The sequence below is a fragment of the Pseudomonas sp. BF-RE-22 genome (assembly GCF_019956155.1).
In the GTDB taxonomy this organism is placed as follows: Bacteria; Pseudomonadota; Gammaproteobacteria; order Pseudomonadales; family Pseudomonadaceae; genus Aquipseudomonas; species Aquipseudomonas migulae.
The window spans coordinates 1-20919 of record NZ_JAHBDD010000002.1 but is presented as its reverse complement, the minus strand read 5'-3'; the positions used below and the strand labels follow the sequence as shown (position 1 = coordinate 20919).

The window sequence follows — 20919 nt, the reverse complement described above, 5'->3', positions numbered from 1 at the left end:
GAACTTTATGAGAGCATTATTTATAGCATGTGCATTGTTTAGCGGTAATTTACTTGCTGCAACAAGCTGTACATTCGACGACGGCACAATTTCTATTCCTGCCCTTTCGCTGGAGGCTAGGGACGTCGCCTTGCCAACAGTAATTTCAAACTCTTGGCACGAGGCTGCAGGAACAATAATGGGGTTGTGTAAAGACATTCCAGCAAAATCCGATTTCTTCTCGTACGCAAATAATGTAGTTGCTAGAACGGCACAAACGTTAGTCTTTGAAGGAAGCTCATATATAATTCACAATTCAGGTGTCAAGGGTGTTGGCATAATTATGGCCGCTGGCGATGTGAATGACTCTTATGTGCCTTTCATGTCATCAGCTGAAATTAGAATGTGGGCTTCTAATGTTGGAATCGTTGCTGCGGCTGCGAGAGGTAAATATCGAATTCGCTTTGTTGCCACAGAACGCCTGCAGCCGGGAACAATAAACGTTCCATCAATCACAGTTATGCGGCACGGTATATATGTTTCCGCGGATAACTACTATTATGGTTTCGGGTTCATAAGGACTCAGGGAGCGACTCTTAATGTGAAATCCCCTGCCTGTAAGCTCAGCGTGCCAGGGGCAATAAAACTGCCGACGGTAGATATCGGATCTTTGAGGAATGCACAAACGACGGCCGGAGAAACCCCCTTTTTTATCGATTTGGATTGCGGGGCAGTAGCATCAAACTTAAACGTGAAATATACCCTCACCGATATCTCATCCCCCACAAATACCTCATCGACGCTTGGATTGGCGAACGTACCGGACTCCGCGTCAGGTTTTGCTATTCAAGTTCTGGAAAACGGTTTGCCCGTAAGTTTCGGTCCTGATTCATCAGCGATAGGCACTACTAATCAACGAGACTTTGGCAAGCTCACAAGTGTCGGCGGTCATCTAGGAAAATCATTTACCGTTCGCTATCTCAGGACTACCGCCCCCGTTGTTGCAGGCAAAGTAAAAGCGGGAATGACCATCACAATGTCTTATCAATAAACGCTCGGTACCCGATTTCACGACGGAGCCGTTGTGGTGGCAGTGAGGTTGGCGTACAGCTATGGCCCCGGCAAGGCTTGAAGCCTGGCCACTGATTTGGCGGCACTCGCTGAAGGTGCGGTGGCAGCTTGGCGTTCTGCTTTTCCAGCAGGCGCCGTTGATTCTTATCCGTGTCGGCGTTAACCGGCAGGCTGTATGTGAATTTGTGGGTTACGCTGGAAAGCAGGCAACGTGAGAACGCAAACGGTCTCTCATCATGGATGGATCAAGATGAAACTGATTTTGGTTGTGCTTGTTGTTGGTCTGTTGGCTTGGAAGCTTTCTCCTGAATTACAGTCCTGGGCTGAGGCTCGGCTATCGACGCCCCCGATCATCTCTACGGTCGTGGCTGTGCCGAAGCCTGTTTCGGCTCCAGTCAAATGCGATGGGCGCAAATACTGCTCGCAGATGACCTCATGCGCAGAGGCGAAAAACTTTCTGCAAAATTGTCCAGGAATGAAAATGGATGGCGACAATGACGGAGTACCCTGTGAGATGCAGTGGTGCCGGTGACATTCGCCGTTCAGCAGCAGGCTGGGTAGGTGGAAGAGGGCTTAGGCTGTTGCTTTGGATACCAGCTCGCACTTGGCGGCCAGCTTCAGCAGGTTTTGAGTCGTCGGCTTGAAGCCTTCCGTGTTCGGGTAGTGAGCAAGGTCATGCCCATGCGGGTATTCCTCGAACGGACCATGGAAAGGCCAATTCATCTTCCAGTCCGCTCAGGTGGTGTAAGCATCCATCCCGTCACCCCAATAATCGGTTCCACCTCCCACGCTCAGGCAATGCCTGACATTCGATTTCTGGTCGTACGCTAGTTCGGAGTGCTCATCGTCACGCCAGGCCTTTCGATACAGCGCCGGGTGCGATTGAATGAGGCGATCATGGGTTCACCTGCACGCCGAGATCTTCGAGTGCAAACACGATGCCCCGGCAGTAACCGTCCTCGCCATCCATTGATGTAATGGCGATAGTCGTGATGCTTGAGCACTGTCTTGAACAGGTGGGCTATGTAACCGCGTCCGCCATCTGGCGTGTTCAGGTCAAAGCCAGGCTCGACCGGTTTGTTTTCTATGGGCATGGAGGAGCCTTGGCCGGTGTTCGGCTACAGTGAGTTGGTCATCGAAATGGAGATCGGACATGCAATGCTTAATTTGCCAAGCTGTTTCTAAAATTGTTCACACGACAGGATGCTGGTCCGAGGTCAAATGCTCGGCCGGATGTGGACACTTCAGGGTCTCAGCAAACCTTGTTGCGAAGATGAAGTTCAAGAACGAATGCTTTGACGTTGAACGAACAAGGCAATGGCTCGGGATGGCTCGGAACGAGGGGCCAGTGCCGTTGATATCGACCTATGATTACAACGTTTCCTTATTGCACCGCACCACTAAAGAGCGATCTGGCAGCTCGGCGAGTCGTTCTAGGACATCGATCGCTTCGGAATAGATTGATTTTTTACATCGGTCCACCGCTGCGTGGGCATGGGGCGCCCTATGCCGGGTCATGCCCGGGCGGTGGAGTGGTGAGATTGGGGGCGGCCTGGGGTAAACTCCCGGGCTTTAACCAAAGGGAGTTGACCCATGTTTTTAAGCATTGTCGTCGGTTTGTTAATAGGAGTTGCCTTAGCGCTTGTCCTGAATGGAATGCGGTTGCTTGATCCAAAGGCGTTGCTAATCCTTAAATGGTTTGTAGGGGTGATTGCGACAGGTTTTATATTTTTATCTTTTATGTTTGGCTTCGTAATTGGGGTGATGGCAGTCGCAGAGATCAATATTGGCTATTACGCTTACTCCATGCTGTTTCAACGCAGCTCAGCGAAATCTTGAAACAAGTGGGTCAGGCTGCGAGGCGCTGGTAAAACATCAATGATGTCGGCGGCGTTGGCGCCGACCAAGGCTTCCGCCTCATCCGGATAAACGCTGTTTCCGATCAAGCGGACCTGGTCTGTTTTAGTGTTGAAGCACCCATGGCGCGAGCCGGAACTTCGCGCTGTGGTAGCGGATGACCGGTGCAGTGATGGTCATGATCTTTTTCCAGGTGCAAGCCCGCCGTTCACCGGTAGGCCTTGTGGTTTAATGGGAGAAATAAAGGAGAGGTTGCTATGGAGAAGGCGTTTCGAAATCCGTTGTTTTTGACAGGGATAACACTGGCCGTTTGTGGTTTTGCTATCACCGCGCCTGGCTTGTGGATCGCAGGCTTGGTTTTAATGGTGTGCGGATGGGGCAAGGGTAAGAAAAAAGCCTGAGGTCATCACCGCGGCCCCTTGTAGCAGTACACGTAGGCGAGCCAGGCGAGGGCGATCATGGCGTCACCTCGCGCCGAGCCCACTGCACATATGGGCCGTCTTCAGTGTCGAAAATGCCGAGCAGGAACCACTCGTACGCAGGCGGCTTTTCTGGCTGCCAGCCGAGACAATGGGCCTCGCCATCTTCCTAGTAAGGGTGGGCTTCCATATCGGAGTCCATGTGCCAGCCGACTACTTTCAAGCCCTGGGCATCGAGCCACGCCTTCTAAGCTTCGGCGTCTTCATCGAAGCCCGGGATGTCAAGGTGGTACCAGTACCCATGCTCGTCGCGCACAACTTCAACGGGGCCAATCAACTTTTCTTCAGGCATGACTGTTCCTTTGCCGCTATAGCGGCTGACTTTGAAGGGGGAAGGGGAGTTAGCTGATTTTTTCGCGAATCTGGTATTTTGTTAGCTCGTTGCTTCAGGGAAGGAATTGATGTGAGACTTTTTAAATATGTCGACATGGCTGGATTGCAGCGAGTACTGACCGGCGGGGTTAGGTTTACTCAGCCGGGTGCGTTTAATGATCCGTTTGAACTGTTGCCCGAAATTTTTGTGCCAAACGGAACCGCTGAGCAGCCAATAAGTATAAGTTTCGACTTGATTGGTCCACGCCGTCCAAGTGACTTGGCTAGTCTGTCATATGATTTTGAAGATGATTACTGTAACGATGTCCAGTCACGAGATATTGTTAGATCGCTGAACGAAAATGTTGGGATTTTTTGCCTAAGCAAGAATAATGACTCTTTGCTGATGTGGTCGCATTATGCTGAGCAATACGCAGGTGCCGTTGTTGAATTTGAAACCGATCACAAGTTTTTCGAGGGATTGATTGAAGTCGAGTATGCGAGTGCTCGGCCTAAAAAGGATATTAGTTATTATCTCTCCGCCGGAGGGCATATTCCCATAGCAGAGCTTTGCGTAAAGTCTGATGCTTGGGCATATGAGTCAGAGTATCGGATTGCTCGAAGTCTAAAAGCATGCGAGCGCGCAGGAGAGAACAAAGGGTTTGGAGTCTATATCCAGAAAGTCCCTATGGAGTGCATTAAATCAGTGTGTTTGGGGGAAAGGTCTGACTTGCTTGAACAAAGGAAAATATGGGAGCTGCTTAAGGATACTAGTATAGCTATGTCCATAGCAGCTATCTCTAATAATGGCTTTGGTTTTAGATGGGAATACGTCAAATACGACAGCCCTGTTGGTAACGGTAGTCCGATATTTACTCCGCGCACCGCACATATTTTCAAAAACGATGTAGGGCAATGGGGGGATGTTGCTCGTTGGACTATTGAGCATCATAAACTATCAAAAATCGCTCAGATGCTTGCCTGATTTTTGGGCTACAGCTCTTGCTACAAGTTTATGGGTACCCATTGCTGGCGGCGGGTTGTCGTGGCCGCGGCAGCCGTTGCTGGCAAAATCTTAACCCTCGCAAGGTGGCCCGAACGGCAGTACCTCCTTGCCTTGGGCCAGCGCTTCGAGCAGATGGTCCTTCGCCTCGTCGGCGGTGCATTCGCGGCCACACTCTAAGCGGAACATGCCTTTGAGTTGGCGGTTGCTAAAATCACGCAGTGCGCCGCGCACGCTTAGATCAATATGGAAGGTGCGACCGTTTGGGCCGAATGGCTCGGCCGGTTTGTTTTCTGTGGGCATGGGGCGTCCTTAGCCGGGCATGCCCGGCGTCGGTCAAATGGGGGAAGGCCGATCTAGATCGGCCACTTGAATTGTTGCGTTAGGCACTGCAACCACCGAAGAGGGTGATAAAAATCATCAACGCGAACAAAACGATCAGTCCGAAAGGCATCATTAGCTCCAGAGTTTTGGATGAAGAACATTCCTCACCTAAACCTAAGAGTGGTTAGGTAGTGCCCCAAAAAACGGCCAAAAAGTTTGCGCATTGAAAATAAAAAAGTTTGCGCATGGAGTCAGTCGCCGCAGAAGCAGGCAATGGCCTCTGTGGCGTCGGCAAACATGTCGAATTGGATATCGGAGTAGTCGAGCATCTGCTGGTAGCTGGGACGGTCGAATCTGAACAGGGCGCCATTACCGGTGATGCCGCTGCTGGAAACAGCGGTACGCTCCATGCGAGCCCGCCAGTCAGCTTTTCGAACTGGTTCCCCACGGTCGCTGGCGATTATTGAATAAACCTGATTCGCGCCCTTGAGGAAGCACAGGTCACAATTGCCTTCAAGAGTCCGACCGTTGATGGTCGGAAGCATCAGATCGAAAGGCTGGACGGCCCAGATGTCAGTCACGTCCTGTACACCGATTCCAGCATCAGCCAGCGGCATGACCATCGTAGCCCACTTACTTTCGCTGGTGCTTTTCCGGCTACGGATCTTCGCTACCCTGCGTGGCTCGTCGGCTCCAATGCCCGTCATCATGTCCACGGGATTGTCTTCGGTCGACAATCTCAAGCTGCGCAGCTACTTGTGGAGACAGGACCCCGGAGGAGGGGCAAAGCTGGGAAGTTTGTAACGACTACCAAATAGTTTTCTGGCGCCTCGAAAAATCGCCGCCGATTCTCAAACCCCAGAAACGAAAAAGCCCTGACTAATCAGGGCTTTGTCGTATAAAGATGGCGGAGGCGATGGGATTCGAACTCATGGACCTGTTACAGTCGACGGTTTTCAAGACCGTTGCCTTAAACCACTCGGCCACACCTCCGTTTGCGTTGCGGGCGCCATAATACCTGAATGAAACACACTGTCAAACTCTGTGCATGGCTTGTTACAGAGCGTCTGTTATGATCTTTGCGACTGAACGTTTCAAACCAACAGGAGTGTCGCCATGCGCGAACAGGATTACGCAGTTAATAACAGCGTGCAGGCTGAGCAGCTAGAGGTTAGCCGCGTCCTGCGCAACACATACGGCTTGCTCGCTCTCACCCTCGCATTCAGCGGCGTGATGGCGTTCGTCGCCCAGCAGATGCGCGTCGGCTACCCGAATATCTTCGTGGTGCTGATCGGTTTCTACGGCCTTTTCTTCCTAACCAACAAACTCCGTGATTCCGCGTGGGGCCTGGTGTCGGCGTTTGCCTTGACCGGTTTCATGGGTTTCCTGCTCGGCCCGATCCTCAACCGTTACCTGGGCATGCAGGGCGGCGCAGAAGTAGTGAGCTCAGCGTTCGCGATGACGGCGCTGGTGTTCGGCGGTCTGTCGGCTTACGTGCTGATCACCCGTAAGGACATGAGCTTCCTCGGTGGCTTCATCACCGCAGGTTTCTTCGTGCTGCTGGGTGCGACGCTGGCGAGCTTCTTCTTCCAGGTCAGCGGTCTGCAACTGGCGATCAGCGCAGGTTTTGTGCTGTTCTCCTCGGTCTGCATTCTGTTCCAGACCAGCGCCATCATTCACGGCGGTGAGCGCAACTACATCATGGCGACCATCAGCCTGTATGTGTCGATCTACAACCTGTTCATCAGCTTGTTGCAGATCTTCGGCATCATGAGCCGCGATGATTAATCGTCGTCCATGAGTAAAAAACCCGCTTCGGCGGGTTTTTTCTTGCCTGCGATTTGGCTGAAGGCTTACGCCATGGGCGGTAATCGGCGTTTGACCGGGGTTTTCTTGACGATGGCGGTGTTGGTTTCTGCATGGGTGTTGAGGCGGTCGAGGAGGGTGTCCAGCTGTTCCATCGAGCGCACGTGCAGGCGGGCGATGAAGCAGTCGTCGCCAGTGACTTTGTCGCACTCGGTGAATTCGGGAATCGCCTGGACTTGCCGCTCCACCTCTTGCAGCTGGCCCGGCAACGGGCGGATACGCACGATTGCCTGGAGTTGATAGCCGAAACACTTGGGATCAATCTCGACGGTGTAGCCCTTGAGCACGCCGCGTTCTTCGAGGCGGCGCAAACGCTCGGCGACGCTCGGTGAGGACAGGCCGCTGAGGTTTGCCAGCGCCTTGAGCGAACGCCGTGAGTCTTCCATCAACGCCGTAATCAGCACCTGGTCGATATCGTCAGTCATGGCGCAACCCCTGTAAGGCAATTAATCGAAACCGCCTTGATAAAAAAGGCAGATGTCGAGTTTAGCCTGCTTTTTGCGCTGGAGAAGCCCCCGGTTGGATGGGCATACTTTGGGCTCAATCACAGGAGTCTGATGATGGACAAAACACTTCGTCGCGGGTCATTCGAGATGACCGCCGCCATGCTGATTTCCGGGACCATCGGCTGGTTCGTGCTGGTGTCCGGGCAACCGGTGCTGGACGTGGTGTTCTGGCGTTGCGTGTTCGGCGCCGGCACCTTGTTGCTGATTTGCGCGGCTTTCGGCTTCCTGCGCCCCGGCATTCTGACCCGCACCACGTTCCTGCTGGCCGTGCTCAGCGGCGTGGCGATTGTCGGCAACTGGGTGCTGTTGTTTGCCTCTTACTCCCGCGCTTCGATTGCCATTGGCACCGCGGTGTATAACGTTCAGCCGTTTATGCTGGTCGGCTTGGCCGCGCTGTTCCTCAACGAAAAAATCACCCTGCAGAAACTGTTCTGGTTGGGTGTTTCGTTTCTGGGGATGCTGGCGATTGTCAGCGCACACGGGCAACAGGGCGAGGGCGGCAATGATTACCTGATGGGCATCGCGCTGGCGCTCGGGGCCGCTTTCCTTTACGCGATTGCGGCGTTGATCATCAAACGTCTGACCGGCACGCCACCGCACCTGATCGCGCTGATTCAAGTCAGCACCGGCGTGTTGTTGCTCGCGCCATTCGCGCACTTCTCGGCGTTGCCGCAAGCACCGAGCGCCTGGGCCAGCCTGGTGACTCTCGGCATTGTTCACACCGGCGTGATGTACGTGTTGCTGTACGGTGCGATCCAGAAATTGCCGACGGCACTGACCGGTGCGTTGTCATTTACTTACCCGATTGCGGCGATTTTCGTCGACTGGTTTGCCTTCGGCCATCGTCTGGAAGTGCTGCAATGGATCGGTGTCGCTGCGATTCTGCTGGCCGCCGCCGGCATGCAACAAGGCTGGAGCCTGAAGTTTCGGCGGACAGTTACACAATAATCAGATGTTCCAGCGCGGCGCGGTCTTGGCCAGGCGCTGGCGCATTTCGCCAATGTTGCTGGCCAGCTGCCGGATCAATAGCCGGTAGCCGTCCAGCGGGTTGTAGACCGGTGCGTCCAGGCTCGAATCCGCCGGCAGTTCGACGGGGCGATTCAGCCGCTGGGACGCGCCGGATTTCAGCGCCCGCGCCATCCCCACCAGTTGTACGCGAATCAGCCGATGCTCCGCTTTCAACGCCGATTGCAGATTCGCCATGGCGTCGGGGTCATTGGCATCGGGTCGGGTGTTGCCGAGGATTTCCAGAGTGCTGACGCACATGCGCAAATGGCGCTGGATGGCATCGAGCTCGGTCATGGAAATCTTCACTTCCTTGGACACCGACGGCATCAGCGAGCGCTGTTGCACCATCACCGTGTTCAGGCGATTCATCAACTTCACGTGCTCGTCATCGGTCACGGGTTGGCCATTGATGATGCGCCCGTAAATCGTCGCGCAATCGCGCAGCGCATCGGCCAGGTTGTAGCGCCAGGAGTAAACCGCGTACAGCGGCAGCGCAAAGGAAAACGCCAGGGCCAGGGCAATGCCGATCAGGATATCCACCCCGCGCCACAGCCCGTCGGTCACCGGATTATCGCCATGCCCGGCGACGATAAACACGGTGATCGCCGACAGCAGCGCCGTGTAACCGCCTTTGCCGATGGCATGGTATGAGAAAAATCCGCAGACCACCGACATCGCAAAATAGGTCAGCCACGGCATCCCGAGCCAGGCTTGTTGCGCCACCAATAACAGGCCGACACCAGCGCCGATCAAGGTGCCGATGGCGCGCTCGGCGGCTTTTTTGCCGATGTTGCCGTGGTGCTGCAAACCGCCGATCACCACCAGCATCGTCACCGATGCCCACTCCCCGTGGGGCAGGTGGATGCCGGTGGTCAGCAGGATCGTCGCCAGCAACCCCAGCGATACACGCACGGCGTGAATCAATCTGGCGTGGCGATAGCGCCGGTACGGGTCCAGTAACGGACGCAGTACCCGGCGCAGTAACGGTGGCAGTCGGTTGGCTCTGAATGTACTCAGACTCATGGTCCTCAGAAGATGTAGTCGGTGGTCAGGAAACTCGAACTGCGCCCGCTGATGATCTCGCTGATGAGGTCCTTGTTGGTCTCCTGGAACTTGGTCGCGACCAGCGTGCGAATAGAGAACACCCGCAACGCATCATGCACCGACAGCGTGCCTTCGGCCGAGTTCTTGCGACCATTGAACGGATAGGTGTCCGGGCCGCGCTGGCACTGGGCGTTGAGGTTGATCCGCCCGACCTGGTTGGCGAAAGTGTCGACCAGACGGCCAACCGCCACCGGGTTGGTGCCGAAGATACTCAGTTGCTGGCCGAAGTCCGATTCCAGGACGTAATCGATCACTGTGTCCAGATGCCGGTAAGGCACGATTGGCACCACCGGGCCGAACTGTTCTTCCTGATAGACACGCATCTGCGGCGTCACCGGGAACAACACCGCCGGATAGAAGAAGGACGCGCGGGCTTCACCGCCATTCGGGTTGACCACACGGGCACCTTTGCTCACGGCATCCGCAACCAGCCCGTGCAGATAATCGACCTTGCCCGACTCCGGCAGCGGCGTCAGGGCTACGCCGCTTTCCCACGGCATGCCGGGTTTGAGGCTGGCGAGTTTGGCGTTGAATTTGTCGATGAACGCCTCGACCACGTCTTCGTGGACGAAGAGGATTTTCAGCGCGGTGCAGCGCTGGCCATTGAACGACAGCGAACCGGTGACCGCTTCGTTCACGGCGTTGTCCAGGTCCACCTCAGGCAAAACGATGCCGGGGTTTTTCGCGTCCAGACCCAGCGCTGCGCGCAAACGGTGCGGTTTCGGGTGGAGTTTTTTCAGGTCGCTGGCAGCCTTGTTGGTGCCGATGAACGCGAAGATATCGATCTTGCCGCTGGCCATCAGCGCGCTGACCGTCTCGCGGCCGCTGCCGTAAATGACGTTGATCACACCGGTCGGGAAGCTGTCGCGAAACGCTTCCAGCAGCGGACGAATCAGCAGCACGCCGAGCTTGGCCGGTTTGAACACCACGGTGTTGCCCATGATCAACGCCGGAATCAGCGTGGTGAAGGTTTCGTTCAGTGGGTAGTTGTAAGGTCCCATGCACAGCGCCACACCCAACGGTACGCGGCGGATCTGCCCGAGCGTGTCCTGTTCCAGCTCGAAACGACTGGAGCGGCGGTCGAGTTCCTTGAGGGCGTTGATGGTGTCGACGATGTAGTCGCAGGTGCGGTCGAACTCTTTTTCCGAGTCCTTGAGGTTTTTGCCGATCTCCCACATCAGCAACTTGACCACGGCTTCGCGCTGTTCGCGCATACGCCCGAGAAACGCTTCGACGTGCTGGATGCGTTCGGCCACGCGCATGGTCGGCCACAAACCCTGGCCCCGGTCATAGGCGCGGACGGCGGCGTCGAGCGCGGTCAGCGCGGTGTCGGCATCGAGCAGCGGCGTGCTGCCGAGGATCACTTGTTCGTCGCCATTTTCGCCGGTCAGGTACACCGGACTGCGGACTTGGGCGAGGGGGCCGGACCAGGTTTTCAGTTCGCCATCGACCAGGTATTCACGTTGCTCGGTCTGGCCGTCGAGGCGGTACTTTTCCGGAATGTCGCTGGCGTCGGGAAACAGGTTGCCGAGGATGTGTGCTGTGGTCATGTCGCTACTCCATGTGATGTAAGCCATGCGCTGGCGGCTTGCAGTTCAGAATTCACTTCAAAGGTTATACGCCTTATTGCCTCGACTTTTTAAGTGCCGGGGTCAAGATCCGGCGATCTTTTGACCTGAGAACACACAACGGCCGACGCTGCGGGTAAACTTCATGCTCTTTATTAAGGAGTTCATATGAGTTACTACCAGCCGGGCATCCTCGCCACCCCCGTTCCACCTCAAGCCCGTCATATGTTCTTCGCGCTGGAATCCGTCGATGCTCTGCCGGCCGCGCTCGACAAATTGATGCTGCTGGTGGACGGGAAGTCGGCGGTGGCCGGTTTCGGTGAATCTCTGGTCAAGGCGCTGCACGTGCAGATCGACGGGCTGCGGCCGTTTCCGGCACTGACCGGCGTTGGCGTCGACAACCCGTCGACCCAGCACGCGCTGTGGTGCTGGTTGCATGGTGTCGACCGTGGCGAGTTGCTCAATCGCGCCACCGCCATCGAAGCCGCGCTGGCACCGGCCCTGCGCCTGGTGCAGATGAACGAAACGTTCCGCCACCTCACCGGCCACGACCTGACCGGTTATGAAGATGGCACCGAAAACCCACACGACGAAGCCGCCGTGGCTGCCGCGTTGATCGGTGAGGGCGCTGACGGTGTGGTCGGTGGCAGCTTCGCCGCGATCCAGCAGTGGCAGCACGACCTGAAGGGCTTCCACGCGATGCCGTCCGAAGAAAAGGACAACATCATGGGCCGTCGCCTGAGCGACAACGAAGAAATCGATGACGCGCCGATCTCTGCCCACGTCAAACGCACCGCCCAGGAAAGCTTCGCCCCTGAGGCGTTCGTGGTCCGCCGGTCGATGCCGTGGATCGAAGGGGATCGCGCGGGTCTGATGTTCCTCGCGTTCGGTTTCTCCCTCGACGCCTTCGAAGCCCAACTGCGGCGCATGAGCGGTCTGGAAGACGGCATCACCGACGGCTTGTACCGCATCAGTCGCCCGATCACCGGCGGCTACTACTGGTGCCCGCCGCTGAAGGACGGTCGACTGGATTTGCGCGCACTGCGCGTCGGTTGATCTGTAGGAGCCAGGCTTGCCGGCGAAGGCGATTTCATGGACGCCATCGCCAGCAAGCCGGCTCCTACAAGTGCGTATGTGTGCCGGGAATATTCGGTTGACGCCAATCCTGTAGGAGCCCGGCTTGCCGGCGAAGGCGATTTCACGGGCGCCATCGCCGGCAAGCCGGCTCCTACAAGTGCGTATGCGTGCCGGGAGTGTTCGGTTGACGCCAATCCTGTAGGAGCCGGCTTGCCGGCGATCCATGCAGCGCGGTGCGTCAGGTGCCGCGCCATCCCGCGAATCTAACCTTATTCTCAAACAGTATTTCTCAACCCCAGTACTAGAACTCTAAGATCACGTCATAACTCGTTATAACAAGTGATCTGCCATGACCGATAACGTTCTCTCCCTCAGCAGTGTTCCTTTGCACACTCAACTGCGCGACGTCTTGCGTGCCCGCATTCTCGACGGCGAATACCCGCAAGACAGCCAGATGCCTTCGGAAAGCGAGCTTGGCGCGTTGTTCAAAGTCAGCCGCATCACCGTGCGCCAGGCCCTCGGCGATCTGCAAAAGGAAGGGCTGATCTTCAAGATTCACGGCAAGGGCACCTTCGTCGCCAAGCCGAAAACCTTCCAGAACGTCAGCACCCTGCAAGGCCTCGCCGAGTCCATGACCGGGCGCGGCTACGAGGTGATCAACCGCCTGCGCAGTTTCAAATTCATCCCCGCCGACAAACTCGTCGCCGAGCGTTTGCAGGTGGCCGAAGGCGAGATCGTGGCGCAGATCAAGCGGGTGCGCCTGATCAACCGTGAGCCGATCTCACTGGAAATCACCTACCTGCCCAAAGCCATCGGCGAACGGCTGGAAAAGGCCGATCTGGTCACCCGCGACATCTTCCTGATCCTCGAAAACGACTGCGGCCTGGCCCTCGGTCATGCCGATCTGGCCATCGACGCCGTACTCGCCGACAGCGACCTGACCCAGGCGCTCAACATCGAACCCGGCTCGCCGATCATGCGCATCGAGCGTCTGACTCACGATGCCAGCGGCCAACCCGTGGACTTCGAACACCTTTACTACCGTGGCGATGCCTTCCAGTACCGCCTGCGGATCGACCGGCACAAAGGGGCGCAGGCATGACAAGAAGTACCCTCGAACAGGAATACGACATCGTCGTGATCGGCGGTGGCACGGCGGGTCCCATGGCGGCAATCAAGGCCAAGGAGCGCAACCGCGACCTGCGCGTGTTGCTGATCGACAAGGCCAACGTCAAGCGCAGCGGCGCGATCAGTATGGGCATGGACGGCCTGAACAACGCGATCATTCCCGGCCATTCCACGCCGGAGCAGTACACCAAGGAAATCACCATCGCCAACGACGGCATCGTCAATCAGGCAGCGGTCTACGCCTACGCCACCCACAGCTTCGAAACCATCGAGCAACTGGACCGCTGGGGCGTGAAGTTCGAGAAGGACGAAACCGGCGACTACGCGGTGAAAAAGGTCCACCACATGGGCGCTTACGTTCTGCCGATGCCGGAAGGGCACGACATCAAGAAAGTCCTGTACCGCCAGTTGAAACGCGCCCGGGTCAGCATCACCAACCGTGTCGTTTGCACGCGCTTGCTGACGGACGAAGAGGGTGCGGTCAACGGCCTGATGGGTTTCGACTGTCGCACCGCCGATTTTCACGTGATCAAAGCCAAGGCGGTGATCCTCGCGTGCGGTGCTGCCGGGCGCCTCGGTTTGCCGTCCTCGGGTTACCTGATGGGCACTTACGAAAACCCGACCAATGCCGGCGACGGTTACGCCATGGCTTATCACGCCGGGGCCGAACTGGCGAACCTCGAATGCTTCCAGATCAACCCGCTGATCAAGGACTACAACGGCCCGGCCTGCGCCTACGTTACGGGTCCGTTGGGCGGCTACACCGCCAACAACAAGGGCGAGCGCTTCATCGAGTGCGACTACTGGAGCGGCCAGATGATGTGGGAGTTCCACCAGGAACTCGAAAGCGGCAACGGCCCGGTGTTCCTCAAACTCGATCACCTGGCCGAGGAAACCATCCAGAACATCGAAGAAATCCTGCACAGCAACGAACGCCCGAGTCGCGGTCAGTTTCACGCCAATCGCGGCACCGATTACCGCACGCAGATGGTCGAGATGCACATCTCCGAAATCGGTTTTTGCAGCGGGCATTCGGCGTCGGGTGTGTGGGTCAACGAGAAGGCCGAAACCTCGGTCAAGGGTTTGTACTCGGCGGGTGACATGGCCGCCGTGCCGCACAACTACATGCTTGGCGCGTTCACCTACGGCTGGTTTGCCGGCACCAATGCGGCGGATTTTGTCGCCGGTCGCGAATTTTCAGCGGTCGATGCCAAGCAGATCGAGACAGAGAAAGCGCGGGTCTACGCACCACTGGACCGCGAGCACGGACTGCCGCCGGCCCAGGTCGAGTACAAGCTGCGACGCTTCGTGAACGATTACCTGCAACCGCCGAAAGTGACCAAGAAGATGCAGATCGGCCTGCAGCGTTTCAGCGATATCCAGCGCGATCTCGATCAGATCAAGGCCCACAACGCCCACGAACTGATGCGCGCCATGGAAGTCAGCATGATCCGCGACTGCGCCGAAATGGCCGCCCGCGCTTCGTTGTTCCGCGCCGAAAGTCGTTGGGGGCTTTACCACTATCGGGTCGATCACCCGCAGCGCAACGACAGCGACTGGTTCTGCCATTGCCATTTGAAGAAGGATGAACACGGCCAGATGAGCAGTTTCAAGAAAGCCGTCGAGCCCTACATCATCCCGCTGGATGCCGAAGAAATGCAGGCCTACGACCGGCTGCGCGTCGGTGCCTTTGCGGCCTGAGCCTGACTATAAGAGAGACCGACCAATGGCCTATCAACCCCAGGAAATTTTCTTCCGCTCCAACGCGCCCGTCACGGTCGACGAGGACCTGTGCATCGCCCACAAAGGCTGCACCGTGTGCGTCGACGTCTGCCCGATGGACTTGCTGGCGATCAACCCGGCCACGCAAAAGGCCTACATGGCCTTCGACGAATGCTGGTACTGCATGCCGTGCGAAAAGGACTGCCCGACCGGGGCCGTGAAAGTCGAAATCCCTTATTTGCTGCGTTGACTGACAGGACGCCATCGCTGGCAGGCCAGCTCCCACAGGGATTTTCAGTGGGACACGGATTTCGCTGGCAACAGAGAACCTTGTGGGAGCTGGCCTGCCAGCGATGAGGCCCGCCCAGACAACCCAAAGCCATCCGGAAACACCGGACGCTGGATTCACCCAACACCCCTCGTTTCCCACCACGCCCTGATCGTGGCGGAGACGAACATCCTATAAATGATTCGAGGGGACACACCCATGTTATTGCGTGCAGCATTGGCCGGTCTGGTACTGGCTTCTTTCACCTTGTCGGCTTCCGCCGAAACCATCCGCATTGCCATCGGCACCCAGGACACCACGATCAACTGCGCCGCCGGCGGCCTGTTGATTCGCGAGCTCGGCCTGTTGGACAAATACTTGCCCGACGATGGCCAATACAAGGACGCGAAATACGAGGTGGAGTGGAAGAACTTCACCAGCGGCGCGCCCCTGACCAACGAGATGGTCGCCGGCAAACTCGACTTCGGCGCCATGGCTGATTTCCCCGGTTCGTTCAACGGCGTTGCGTTCGAAACCGCCGGCAAGCACAGCCTGTTTATCAGCGTGCTGTCGGGCAGTATCAAGGGCAGCGGCAACGGCATCGTCGTGCCGAGTGCTTCGGGCGTGCAATCACTGGCCGAGTTGAAGGGCAAGACCATTTCCGTGCCGTTCGCCTCGACCGCCCATGGCATGTTGCTGCGCGCCGTGGCGGCTCAGGGTTGGGACCCGCTCAAAGACGTGAACATCATCGCCCAGCCGCCGGAAGTCGCCGGTTCGGCGTTGCAGGCCGGGAAGATCGACGCCCACGCCGACTTTGTGCCGTTCGCCGAACTGTTCCCGAGCCGAGGTTTTGCTCGCAAGATCTATGACGGTTCACAGGCGAATACGCCGACGTTCCACGGCGCGCTGGTCGATCAGGCCTACGCGAAAAAGTACCCGGAAATCGTCGTCGCGTACCTGCGCGCCAGCCTCGAAGCCAACCAGTTATTGGCGGCAGAACCCGAGAAGTACAGCGAGTTGATCGCCAAGGTCACCGGCGTCGATGCCGAGGTCAATTACCTGTTCCACGGCCCGCTCGGCGTGCAGACCCGCGACCTGAGCTGGAAGCCGGAATATCGCCAGGCGGTCGGCACCGCCATCGACACCCTCAAGCTGCTGAAGAAGGCTGATCGCGGTCTCGACCTCAACACCTTCATCGACGACCAGTACATCCGCGCCGCGTTCAAGGCCTCGAAGCTGGACTACACCGCGCAACTGGCCAACTACGGTCAGACCCCGCTCAAAGCAGTGGATGCGTTGAGTGGCAAAGCCATCACCGACTTCAGTCATGTGGCCGAGATCTGGGTGCGCGGCGAGCCGAAAGTGCGGCAGTACGCCTCGGCGGAATCGGCGTTCACCGCATTGGCCGGTTTGAAGTCCGAAGGCAAAAACATCCGCGCGGTGTATGCCCAGGCGAGTGACAGCGGGATCAAGTTGCTGGCGGATCAGGCGTGGTTTGCCAGTGATGCGAAAGGGCGCCTCAGCGCGTTTCTGCTCAAGGGCCAGGCCCAGCAATTCGCCACGGCCCAGGGCGGCAAAGTCCTCGACTTCACCGACGCCACCACCCAGGCCGTAGCTGCCCGCTAACCGCCAGAACCCCGCAATCCCCTGTAGGAGCGAAGCTTGCTCGCGAAGGAGTGTCAGCTAAGTCAATGTCGACTGACACACCTTCGCGAGCAAGCTTCGCTCCTACAGGGGGCTCGGTTGAGAGGAAGAATTGTGTACCGATCATTTATCCGCTGGATTCCAAGAGCAGCCTCGATTCTGCTCTGCCTTTTATTCTGGCAACTCGCCGCCAGCCACCACTGGAACCTCGGCCTGGTCACCTTCGCCAATGTCCCGACACCGTTGGCGGTGATCGAAGCCGCCCTGGGCCTGGGCGACTCCGGCAAACTCGCCCAACACTTGAGCAGCAGCCTCAGCCGGGTCTTCGCCGGTTACCTCGCGGCGCTGATCATCGGCATCGCGTTGGGCCTGGCCATCGGTCGTTCGAAATGGGCCGAAGATTTGCTGCTGCCGCCGCTGGAAGTCCTGCGCCCGATCCCCGCCGTCGCCTGGATTCCCCTGGCGATCCTGATGTTCCCATCATCAGAACTGTCGATGGTCTTCATCACCTTCACTGGCGCGCTGTTCCCGATCCTGCTCAACACCGTGCACGGCGTCGAAGGCGTCGACCCGCGCCTGATTGCCTCGGCGAAAAGCCTCGGGGCAGGGCGTCGGGCGATTCTGCTGGAGGTGATTCTGCCGGGCGCCGCGCCGAGCATCATCACCGGCCTCGCCATCGGCATGGGCACCTCGTGGTTTTGCCTGGTGACTGCCGAAATGATCTCCGGCCAATACGGCATCGGCTATTACACCTGGGAGTCCTACACCATCCAGAACTACGCCGACATCGTCGTCGGCATGTTGCTGATCGGCGTGCTCGGCATGGGCAGCAGCCTGCTGATCAAACGGTTGGGCGGGTTGTTGACGCCCTGGCATCGACCACGAGGAAAAGCCTGATGAGCGTATTTCAACACCTTGAAGGGCGCATCGACATTCGCGGATTGTCGATCAGCCTCGGGGAGGGCCGTGCCGCGTTCGAAGCCGTGCAAGGCCTCGATTGCCAGATCGAACCGGGGCAGTTCGTGTGCATTCTCGGCCCCTCCGGTTGCGGCAAATCGACCTTGCTTGGCGCACTGGCCGGACACCTGCAACCTCGCGCCGGCAGCCTCAAAGTCGATGGCGAAGACGTGTCGAGTCCTTCGCCCCAGCGCGGCATGGTGTTCCAGCAGCACACGCTGTTCCCTTGGCGTACGGTGCGCGACAACGTCGCGTTCGGCCTGAAAATGCGCGGCATCGGCAAGGCCGAACGGCACGAAGCCGCCGACGAAATCCTCGCGCTGGTCGGCCTCGAAGGGTTCGCCGAGCGCTGGCCGGATCAGTTGTCCGGTGGCATGCAGCAGCGGGTGGAAATCGCCCGCGTGCTGATCAACCGTCCGCGCCTGTTGCTGATGGACGAACCTTTCGGTGCCCTCGACGCGCTGACCCGGTTGAACATGCAAGAGCTGCTGCTGGACATCTGGACGCGGATTCGCACCACCGTGGTGTTCGTCACCCACGACATCGACGAAGCACTGTTCCTCGCCGACCGGCTGCTGGTCATGAGCACACGTCCCGGGCGGATCATCGAAGACCTGCGCCTCGACTTCCCCCGGCCACGCACCAGCGAACTGGTGACAAGCCATGAGTTCTCCCGCTTGAAGCGCCATTGCCTCGAATTACTGCGTCACGAAGACGGTCGGCAGCTACCGCGCCTGAACCCTCTCGGACTTCCCCCTGAAAACAAACTGCCGCGATTTGCCCTATGACCTCTCTATTCGATGTAACCGATAACGATGACATTCTCGCCCTGCAACCGCGCCTGACCGATGCCGACGCCGGCGTGCGCCGGATCGCCCTGATCGAGCTGGCAGACCTGGAAGAGCCGGACGGTTTGCTGTGGCTGGTCGATCGACTGGCCGAAGACCCGACCGCAGAGGTCCGCGCCGAAGCCGCGCGCCTGCTTGAAGCCTGGGAGGATGCGCCGGTCGTTGAAGCGCTGTGCCAGGCGTTGACCGATCCGTCGCCGGCCGTGCAGGCCGCCGCCGCGCAGAGCCTGAGCCTGCTCAAGAGTGAAGCCGCGGGCAGGGTGATTCTGCCGTGGACCGGGCATGCCGATATCAACGTGCGTATCGCCGCGTTCCGGGCGTTGCGCGAATTGCGTTTCCCCGATGCCGCGACCGCTGCCTTGGCGGCGCTGGGCGATGCAGACGCCAGCGTTCGCCGCGAAGCTGTGGGCGTGCTCGGCTGGCTCAAACAGCTTGATGCCTTGCCGGCCCTGGCAACGTTGGCCAGCCACGATCCGGACACCGAAGTCCGTCGCGCCGCCACGGGAGCCCTTGGCCTGGCCTCCGATGCGCACGTCCTGCCGGCCCTGCGCCAGGCGTTACAGGACGGCGCCTGGCAAGTGCGCGAAGAAGCCGCGACCACCCTCGGCAAGGTCGGTCATACCGACGCGGGCCCGGCATTGGTCGAAGCGTTGAGCGATGATTATTGGCAAGTGCGCCTGCGCGCCACCCGCAGTCTCGGTCGCTTGCGTTATGCCCCGGCGCTGGACGCATTGATCGAAACCCTCGGTCATCGCATCAGCAACCTGCGCAAGGAAGCCGCATTGGCCCTCGGCGAATTGAACGATAAAGGCGCAGTCGCGCCGTTGCAGGCCGCGCAGAACGACGGCGACCCGGAAGTGCGCAAAGCCGTGCGCATTGCCTTGAGTCAGTTGCAATGAACCCGCTGGCGATCGGCAATTCCCGGAGCAAACAGCAGCTGCGACTGAACTGGCCGGATGGTCGTGAGCAGTTGCTGGATCATGCCGAGTTGCGCCGGCAATGCCCGTGTTCGCAGTGCCGGGCGTTTCGCTTGAAAGGGTTGACGCCGAGGGTCGATGACCGAGTGCAAGTCATCGAATTGAACGCGCAGGGCTATGGCCTGCAACTGATTTTCAGCGATGGTCACGAACGCGGCATCTACCCGTGGCCGTATCTTTCGAGCCTGGCCTGATGACGCGCTTCACCGGTGAGTGTGCCCGCCGATGAAGCGCTGCGCAGTGGTCAGGCTTTGCTGGCGGCCAGGAAAGCGCCCAGTCGGCGCCCCATCTCTTCACCCAAGGCTTGCAAGCCACTCAGGGGGCGGACCATCACCTCGAATTCAACGATTTTTCCTTGTTCGTTGAAGCGGATCATATCGATGCCCTTGAGCTGTTTTTCACCGACCCTGGCGCTGAACTCGAGGATGACGTTCAAGCCGTCCGCAGTCGACAGTTCGCGGTGGTACTGGAAATCCTCGAACACGCCGGACACCGTGTTGAGAATCATGTTGACCACCGGCGCCCCTGGATAAGGCGTGTGCGCCATCGGCGAGCGGAAAACCACTTGCGGGTCCAATAATTCGGGCAAGGCCTTCAAGTCAGCCTTTTTGATCATCGCGTGCCATTGGTTCAAGGATTGTGCGGCGTTTGGATGCAGTTTCAGTTCCGACATTTTCAACTCCTGTATTTTTTGTTGTTCTGCAAACGTCGGCGAAGACTGTACATCAAAGGGCTTGAAGGGAAACCCTCCGGCGGCAAAACCCTCGAATGCTGGTTAGTATTTTTCCGTTCTGACGTCTGTCGCCATGGGCAAAATCGTTCTAAAAATTCAAGGGCGCGGCTCGGGAGGGTGTACTAGTCTAGAACTTGTAGGTGAAGACGCAGACTGATGCGCAAGCGGATGGCAAGGACACGTGGGGCGCGTTCCGAAGGGTACACGGTTAGAAAGATCTCCGCGCTGAGATCCAGCCCTTATGCCGTGTGAAGCAGAAGAGCACAAAACTCTTCTGTGAGAGTCCTGATAAACCTTGTAAGCCGGAGACCAGCGCCGGCCACCTACTCGAATCCCGAAGCCCGCCTTGTGCGGGCTTTTTTTGTGGCCTTTGCCTTCACCCAAATGCGCGTATTTCACTCATTTCCAGATTGACGCCAAACCTGTAGGAGCCGGCTTGCTGGCGATAGCGGTGTGTCAGTCACCCATGATGTTGCCTGGCCAACCGC

At 58.0% G+C, this 20919-nt stretch carries 22 protein-coding genes, 1 tRNA gene and 1 pseudogene; 16 read left to right on the top strand and 8 right to left on the bottom strand.

What is annotated here, in order from left to right:
• Window positions 1-7 precede the first annotated feature (7 nt).
• Both KGA82_RS01105 and KGA82_RS01100 read left to right on the top strand, forming a co-directional pair.
• Window positions 8-1030 carry a fimbrial protein gene (locus tag KGA82_RS01105; protein WP_223449390.1) on the top strand — a complete coding sequence of 341 codons (1023 nt, stop codon included), beginning with the start codon at window positions 8-10 and terminating at the stop codon, window positions 1028-1030.
• 270 nt (window positions 1031-1300) lie between these two features.
• Window positions 1301-1582, top strand: coding sequence for an excalibur calcium-binding domain-containing protein (locus KGA82_RS01100; RefSeq protein WP_223449389.1), 282 nt, complete (start codon window positions 1301-1303; stop codon window positions 1580-1582).
• Window positions 1583-1623: 41 nt separating this feature from the next.
• Here KGA82_RS01100 and KGA82_RS29370 read toward each other — a convergent pair whose 3' ends face one another.
• Window positions 1624-1773, bottom strand: a complete 150-nt coding sequence (locus KGA82_RS29370; protein WP_317851266.1) for a hypothetical protein — start codon at window positions 1771-1773, stop codon at window positions 1624-1626.
• An 870-nt stretch (window positions 1774-2643) separates the two neighbouring features.
• Between KGA82_RS29370 and KGA82_RS01090 the strand changes: the two genes are divergently transcribed.
• From KGA82_RS01090 to KGA82_RS29365, 3 genes are all read left to right on the top strand, one after another.
• On the top strand, window positions 2644-2889 hold the full coding sequence (locus KGA82_RS01090; protein ID WP_223449388.1) for a hypothetical protein: 246 nt from the start codon (window positions 2644-2646) through the stop codon (window positions 2887-2889).
• A gap of 275 nt (window positions 2890-3164) precedes the next feature.
• A complete protein-coding gene (locus KGA82_RS01085; RefSeq protein ID WP_223449387.1) occupies window positions 3165-3308 on the top strand; it encodes a hypothetical protein in 144 nt (47 codons plus the stop codon).
• Between the two features lie 481 nt (window positions 3309-3789).
• Entirely contained in the window at window positions 3790-4683 is an 894-nt protein-coding gene (locus tag KGA82_RS29365) for a DUF2971 domain-containing protein (protein WP_223449386.1), read from the top strand.
• Window positions 4684-4773: 90 nt separating this feature from the next.
• Here KGA82_RS29365 and KGA82_RS01070 read toward each other — a convergent pair whose 3' ends face one another.
• The 3 genes and pseudogenes from KGA82_RS01070 to KGA82_RS01060 form a co-directional block, all read right to left on the bottom strand.
• Entirely contained in the window at window positions 4774-5004 is a 231-nt protein-coding gene (locus KGA82_RS01070) for a hypothetical protein (protein ID WP_223449385.1), read from the bottom strand.
• 272 nt (window positions 5005-5276) lie between these two features.
• Window positions 5277-5777: pseudogene (locus KGA82_RS01065) on the bottom strand (Nin-like protein); the annotation flags it as partial.
• A 153-nt stretch (window positions 5778-5930) separates the two neighbouring features.
• Window positions 5931-6018 (bottom strand) — tRNA-Ser (locus tag KGA82_RS01060).
• Window positions 6019-6141: 123 nt separating this feature from the next.
• On the opposite strand from KGA82_RS01060, the gene KGA82_RS01055 reads away from it, so the two are divergent.
• Window positions 6142-6813: a Bax inhibitor-1/YccA family protein gene (locus KGA82_RS01055; RefSeq protein ID WP_007915443.1), complete on the top strand. Its 672-nt coding sequence runs from the start codon at window positions 6142-6144 to the stop codon at window positions 6811-6813.
• Between the two features lie 65 nt (window positions 6814-6878).
• Here the strand turns inward: KGA82_RS01055 and KGA82_RS01050 are convergent, their stop codons facing one another.
• Complete coding sequence (locus tag KGA82_RS01050) at window positions 6879-7316, bottom strand: Lrp/AsnC family transcriptional regulator (RefSeq protein WP_223449383.1); 438 nt, start codon at window positions 7314-7316, stop codon at window positions 6879-6881.
• A gap of 135 nt (window positions 7317-7451) precedes the next feature.
• Between KGA82_RS01050 and KGA82_RS01045 the strand changes: the two genes are divergently transcribed.
• Entirely contained in the window at window positions 7452-8345 is an 894-nt protein-coding gene (locus KGA82_RS01045) for a DMT family transporter (RefSeq protein ID WP_223449382.1), read from the top strand.
• On the opposite strand, the gene KGA82_RS01040 is transcribed toward KGA82_RS01045, so the two are convergent.
• Both KGA82_RS01040 and KGA82_RS01035 read right to left on the bottom strand, forming a co-directional pair.
• Window positions 8346-9428 (bottom strand): FUSC family protein, encoded by a 1083-nt coding sequence (locus KGA82_RS01040; protein ID WP_223449381.1) that lies wholly within the window; start codon window positions 9426-9428, stop codon window positions 8346-8348.
• Window positions 9429-9433: 5 nt separating this feature from the next.
• On the bottom strand, window positions 9434-11059 hold the full coding sequence (locus KGA82_RS01035; protein ID WP_223449380.1) for an NADP-dependent glyceraldehyde-3-phosphate dehydrogenase: 1626 nt from the start codon (window positions 11057-11059) through the stop codon (window positions 9434-9436).
• A gap of 186 nt (window positions 11060-11245) precedes the next feature.
• Between KGA82_RS01035 and KGA82_RS01030 the strand changes: the two genes are divergently transcribed.
• The 9 genes from KGA82_RS01030 to KGA82_RS00990 all read left to right on the top strand — a co-directional run bounded on the left by KGA82_RS01030 (window position 11246) and on the right by KGA82_RS00990 (window position 19892).
• Complete coding sequence (locus KGA82_RS01030) at window positions 11246-12133, top strand: Dyp-type peroxidase (protein ID WP_223449379.1); 888 nt, start codon at window positions 11246-11248, stop codon at window positions 12131-12133.
• Window positions 12134-12503: 370 nt separating this feature from the next.
• Window positions 12504-13256, top strand: a complete 753-nt coding sequence (locus KGA82_RS01025) for a GntR family transcriptional regulator (protein ID WP_008039052.1) — start codon at window positions 12504-12506, stop codon at window positions 13254-13256.
• A complete protein-coding gene (locus KGA82_RS01020) occupies window positions 13253-14983 on the top strand; it encodes a fumarate reductase/succinate dehydrogenase flavoprotein subunit (protein WP_207284539.1) in 1731 nt (576 codons plus the stop codon). Before KGA82_RS01025 ends, KGA82_RS01020 begins: the two co-directional genes overlap by 4 nt.
• 25 nt (window positions 14984-15008) lie before the next feature.
• Window positions 15009-15254: a ferredoxin family protein gene (locus KGA82_RS01015; protein WP_007946457.1), complete on the top strand. Its 246-nt coding sequence runs from the start codon at window positions 15009-15011 to the stop codon at window positions 15252-15254.
• 237 nt (window positions 15255-15491) lie between these two features.
• Window positions 15492-16898, top strand: a complete 1407-nt coding sequence (locus KGA82_RS01010; protein WP_223449378.1) for an ABC transporter substrate-binding protein — start codon at window positions 15492-15494, stop codon at window positions 16896-16898.
• Window positions 16899-17030: 132 nt separating this feature from the next.
• A complete protein-coding gene (locus KGA82_RS01005; protein ID WP_207284537.1) occupies window positions 17031-17813 on the top strand; it encodes an ABC transporter permease in 783 nt (260 codons plus the stop codon).
• Window positions 17813-18661 (top strand): ABC transporter ATP-binding protein, encoded by an 849-nt coding sequence (locus KGA82_RS01000; RefSeq protein WP_223449377.1) that lies wholly within the window; start codon window positions 17813-17815, stop codon window positions 18659-18661. Before KGA82_RS01005 ends, KGA82_RS01000 begins: the two co-directional genes overlap by 1 nt.
• Window positions 18658-19620 (top strand): HEAT repeat domain-containing protein, encoded by a 963-nt coding sequence (locus KGA82_RS00995; RefSeq protein WP_223449376.1) that lies wholly within the window; start codon window positions 18658-18660, stop codon window positions 19618-19620. The genes KGA82_RS01000 and KGA82_RS00995 overlap by 4 nt, the downstream gene beginning before the upstream one ends.
• Window positions 19617-19892, top strand: coding sequence for a DUF971 domain-containing protein (locus KGA82_RS00990; RefSeq protein ID WP_008027252.1), 276 nt, complete (start codon window positions 19617-19619; stop codon window positions 19890-19892). Before KGA82_RS00995 ends, KGA82_RS00990 begins: the two co-directional genes overlap by 4 nt.
• 50 nt (window positions 19893-19942) lie before the next feature.
• Here KGA82_RS00990 and KGA82_RS00985 read toward each other — a convergent pair whose 3' ends face one another.
• Window positions 19943-20371, bottom strand: coding sequence for a nuclear transport factor 2 family protein (locus KGA82_RS00985; RefSeq protein ID WP_008027251.1), 429 nt, complete (start codon window positions 20369-20371; stop codon window positions 19943-19945).
• Window positions 20372-20919 lie beyond the last annotated feature (548 nt).

What these genes read in the sequence shown, in the direction of transcription:
- KGA82_RS01105 (WP_223449390.1), top strand. Translation starts at nt 8, where the DNA reads ATGAGAGCATTATTTATAGCATGTGCATTGTTTAGCGGTAATTTACTT.
- KGA82_RS01100 (WP_223449389.1), top strand. Translation starts at nt 1,301, where the DNA reads ATGAAACTGATTTTGGTTGTGCTTGTTGTTGGTCTGTTGGCTTGGAAG.
- KGA82_RS29370 (WP_317851266.1), bottom strand. Translation starts at nt 1,773, where the DNA reads ATGAATTGGCCTTTCCATGGTCCGTTCGAGGAATACCCGCATGGGCAT.
- KGA82_RS01090 (WP_223449388.1), top strand. Translation starts at nt 2,644, where the DNA reads ATGTTTTTAAGCATTGTCGTCGGTTTGTTAATAGGAGTTGCCTTAGCG.
- KGA82_RS01085 (WP_223449387.1), top strand. Translation starts at nt 3,165, where the DNA reads ATGGAGAAGGCGTTTCGAAATCCGTTGTTTTTGACAGGGATAACACTG.
- KGA82_RS01070 (WP_223449385.1), bottom strand. Translation starts at nt 5,004, where the DNA reads ATGCCCACAGAAAACAAACCGGCCGAGCCATTCGGCCCAAACGGTCGC.
- KGA82_RS01055 (WP_007915443.1), top strand. Translation starts at nt 6,142, where the DNA reads ATGCGCGAACAGGATTACGCAGTTAATAACAGCGTGCAGGCTGAGCAG.
- KGA82_RS01050 (WP_223449383.1), bottom strand. Translation starts at nt 7,316, where the DNA reads ATGACTGACGATATCGACCAGGTGCTGATTACGGCGTTGATGGAAGAC.
- KGA82_RS01045 (WP_223449382.1), top strand. Translation starts at nt 7,452, where the DNA reads ATGGACAAAACACTTCGTCGCGGGTCATTCGAGATGACCGCCGCCATG.
- KGA82_RS01040 (WP_223449381.1), bottom strand. Translation starts at nt 9,428, where the DNA reads ATGAGTCTGAGTACATTCAGAGCCAACCGACTGCCACCGTTACTGCGC.
- KGA82_RS01035 (WP_223449380.1), bottom strand. Translation starts at nt 11,059, where the DNA reads ATGACCACAGCACACATCCTCGGCAACCTGTTTCCCGACGCCAGCGAC.
- KGA82_RS01030 (WP_223449379.1), top strand. Translation starts at nt 11,246, where the DNA reads ATGAGTTACTACCAGCCGGGCATCCTCGCCACCCCCGTTCCACCTCAA.
- KGA82_RS01025 (WP_008039052.1), top strand. Translation starts at nt 12,504, where the DNA reads ATGACCGATAACGTTCTCTCCCTCAGCAGTGTTCCTTTGCACACTCAA.
- KGA82_RS01020 (WP_207284539.1), top strand. Translation starts at nt 13,253, where the DNA reads ATGACAAGAAGTACCCTCGAACAGGAATACGACATCGTCGTGATCGGC.
- KGA82_RS01015 (WP_007946457.1), top strand. Translation starts at nt 15,009, where the DNA reads ATGGCCTATCAACCCCAGGAAATTTTCTTCCGCTCCAACGCGCCCGTC.
- KGA82_RS01010 (WP_223449378.1), top strand. Translation starts at nt 15,492, where the DNA reads ATGTTATTGCGTGCAGCATTGGCCGGTCTGGTACTGGCTTCTTTCACC.
- KGA82_RS01000 (WP_223449377.1), top strand. Translation starts at nt 17,813, where the DNA reads ATGAGCGTATTTCAACACCTTGAAGGGCGCATCGACATTCGCGGATTG.
- KGA82_RS00995 (WP_223449376.1), top strand. Translation starts at nt 18,658, where the DNA reads ATGACCTCTCTATTCGATGTAACCGATAACGATGACATTCTCGCCCTG.
- KGA82_RS00990 (WP_008027252.1), top strand. Translation starts at nt 19,617, where the DNA reads ATGAACCCGCTGGCGATCGGCAATTCCCGGAGCAAACAGCAGCTGCGA.
- KGA82_RS00985 (WP_008027251.1), bottom strand. Translation starts at nt 20,371, where the DNA reads ATGTCGGAACTGAAACTGCATCCAAACGCCGCACAATCCTTGAACCAA.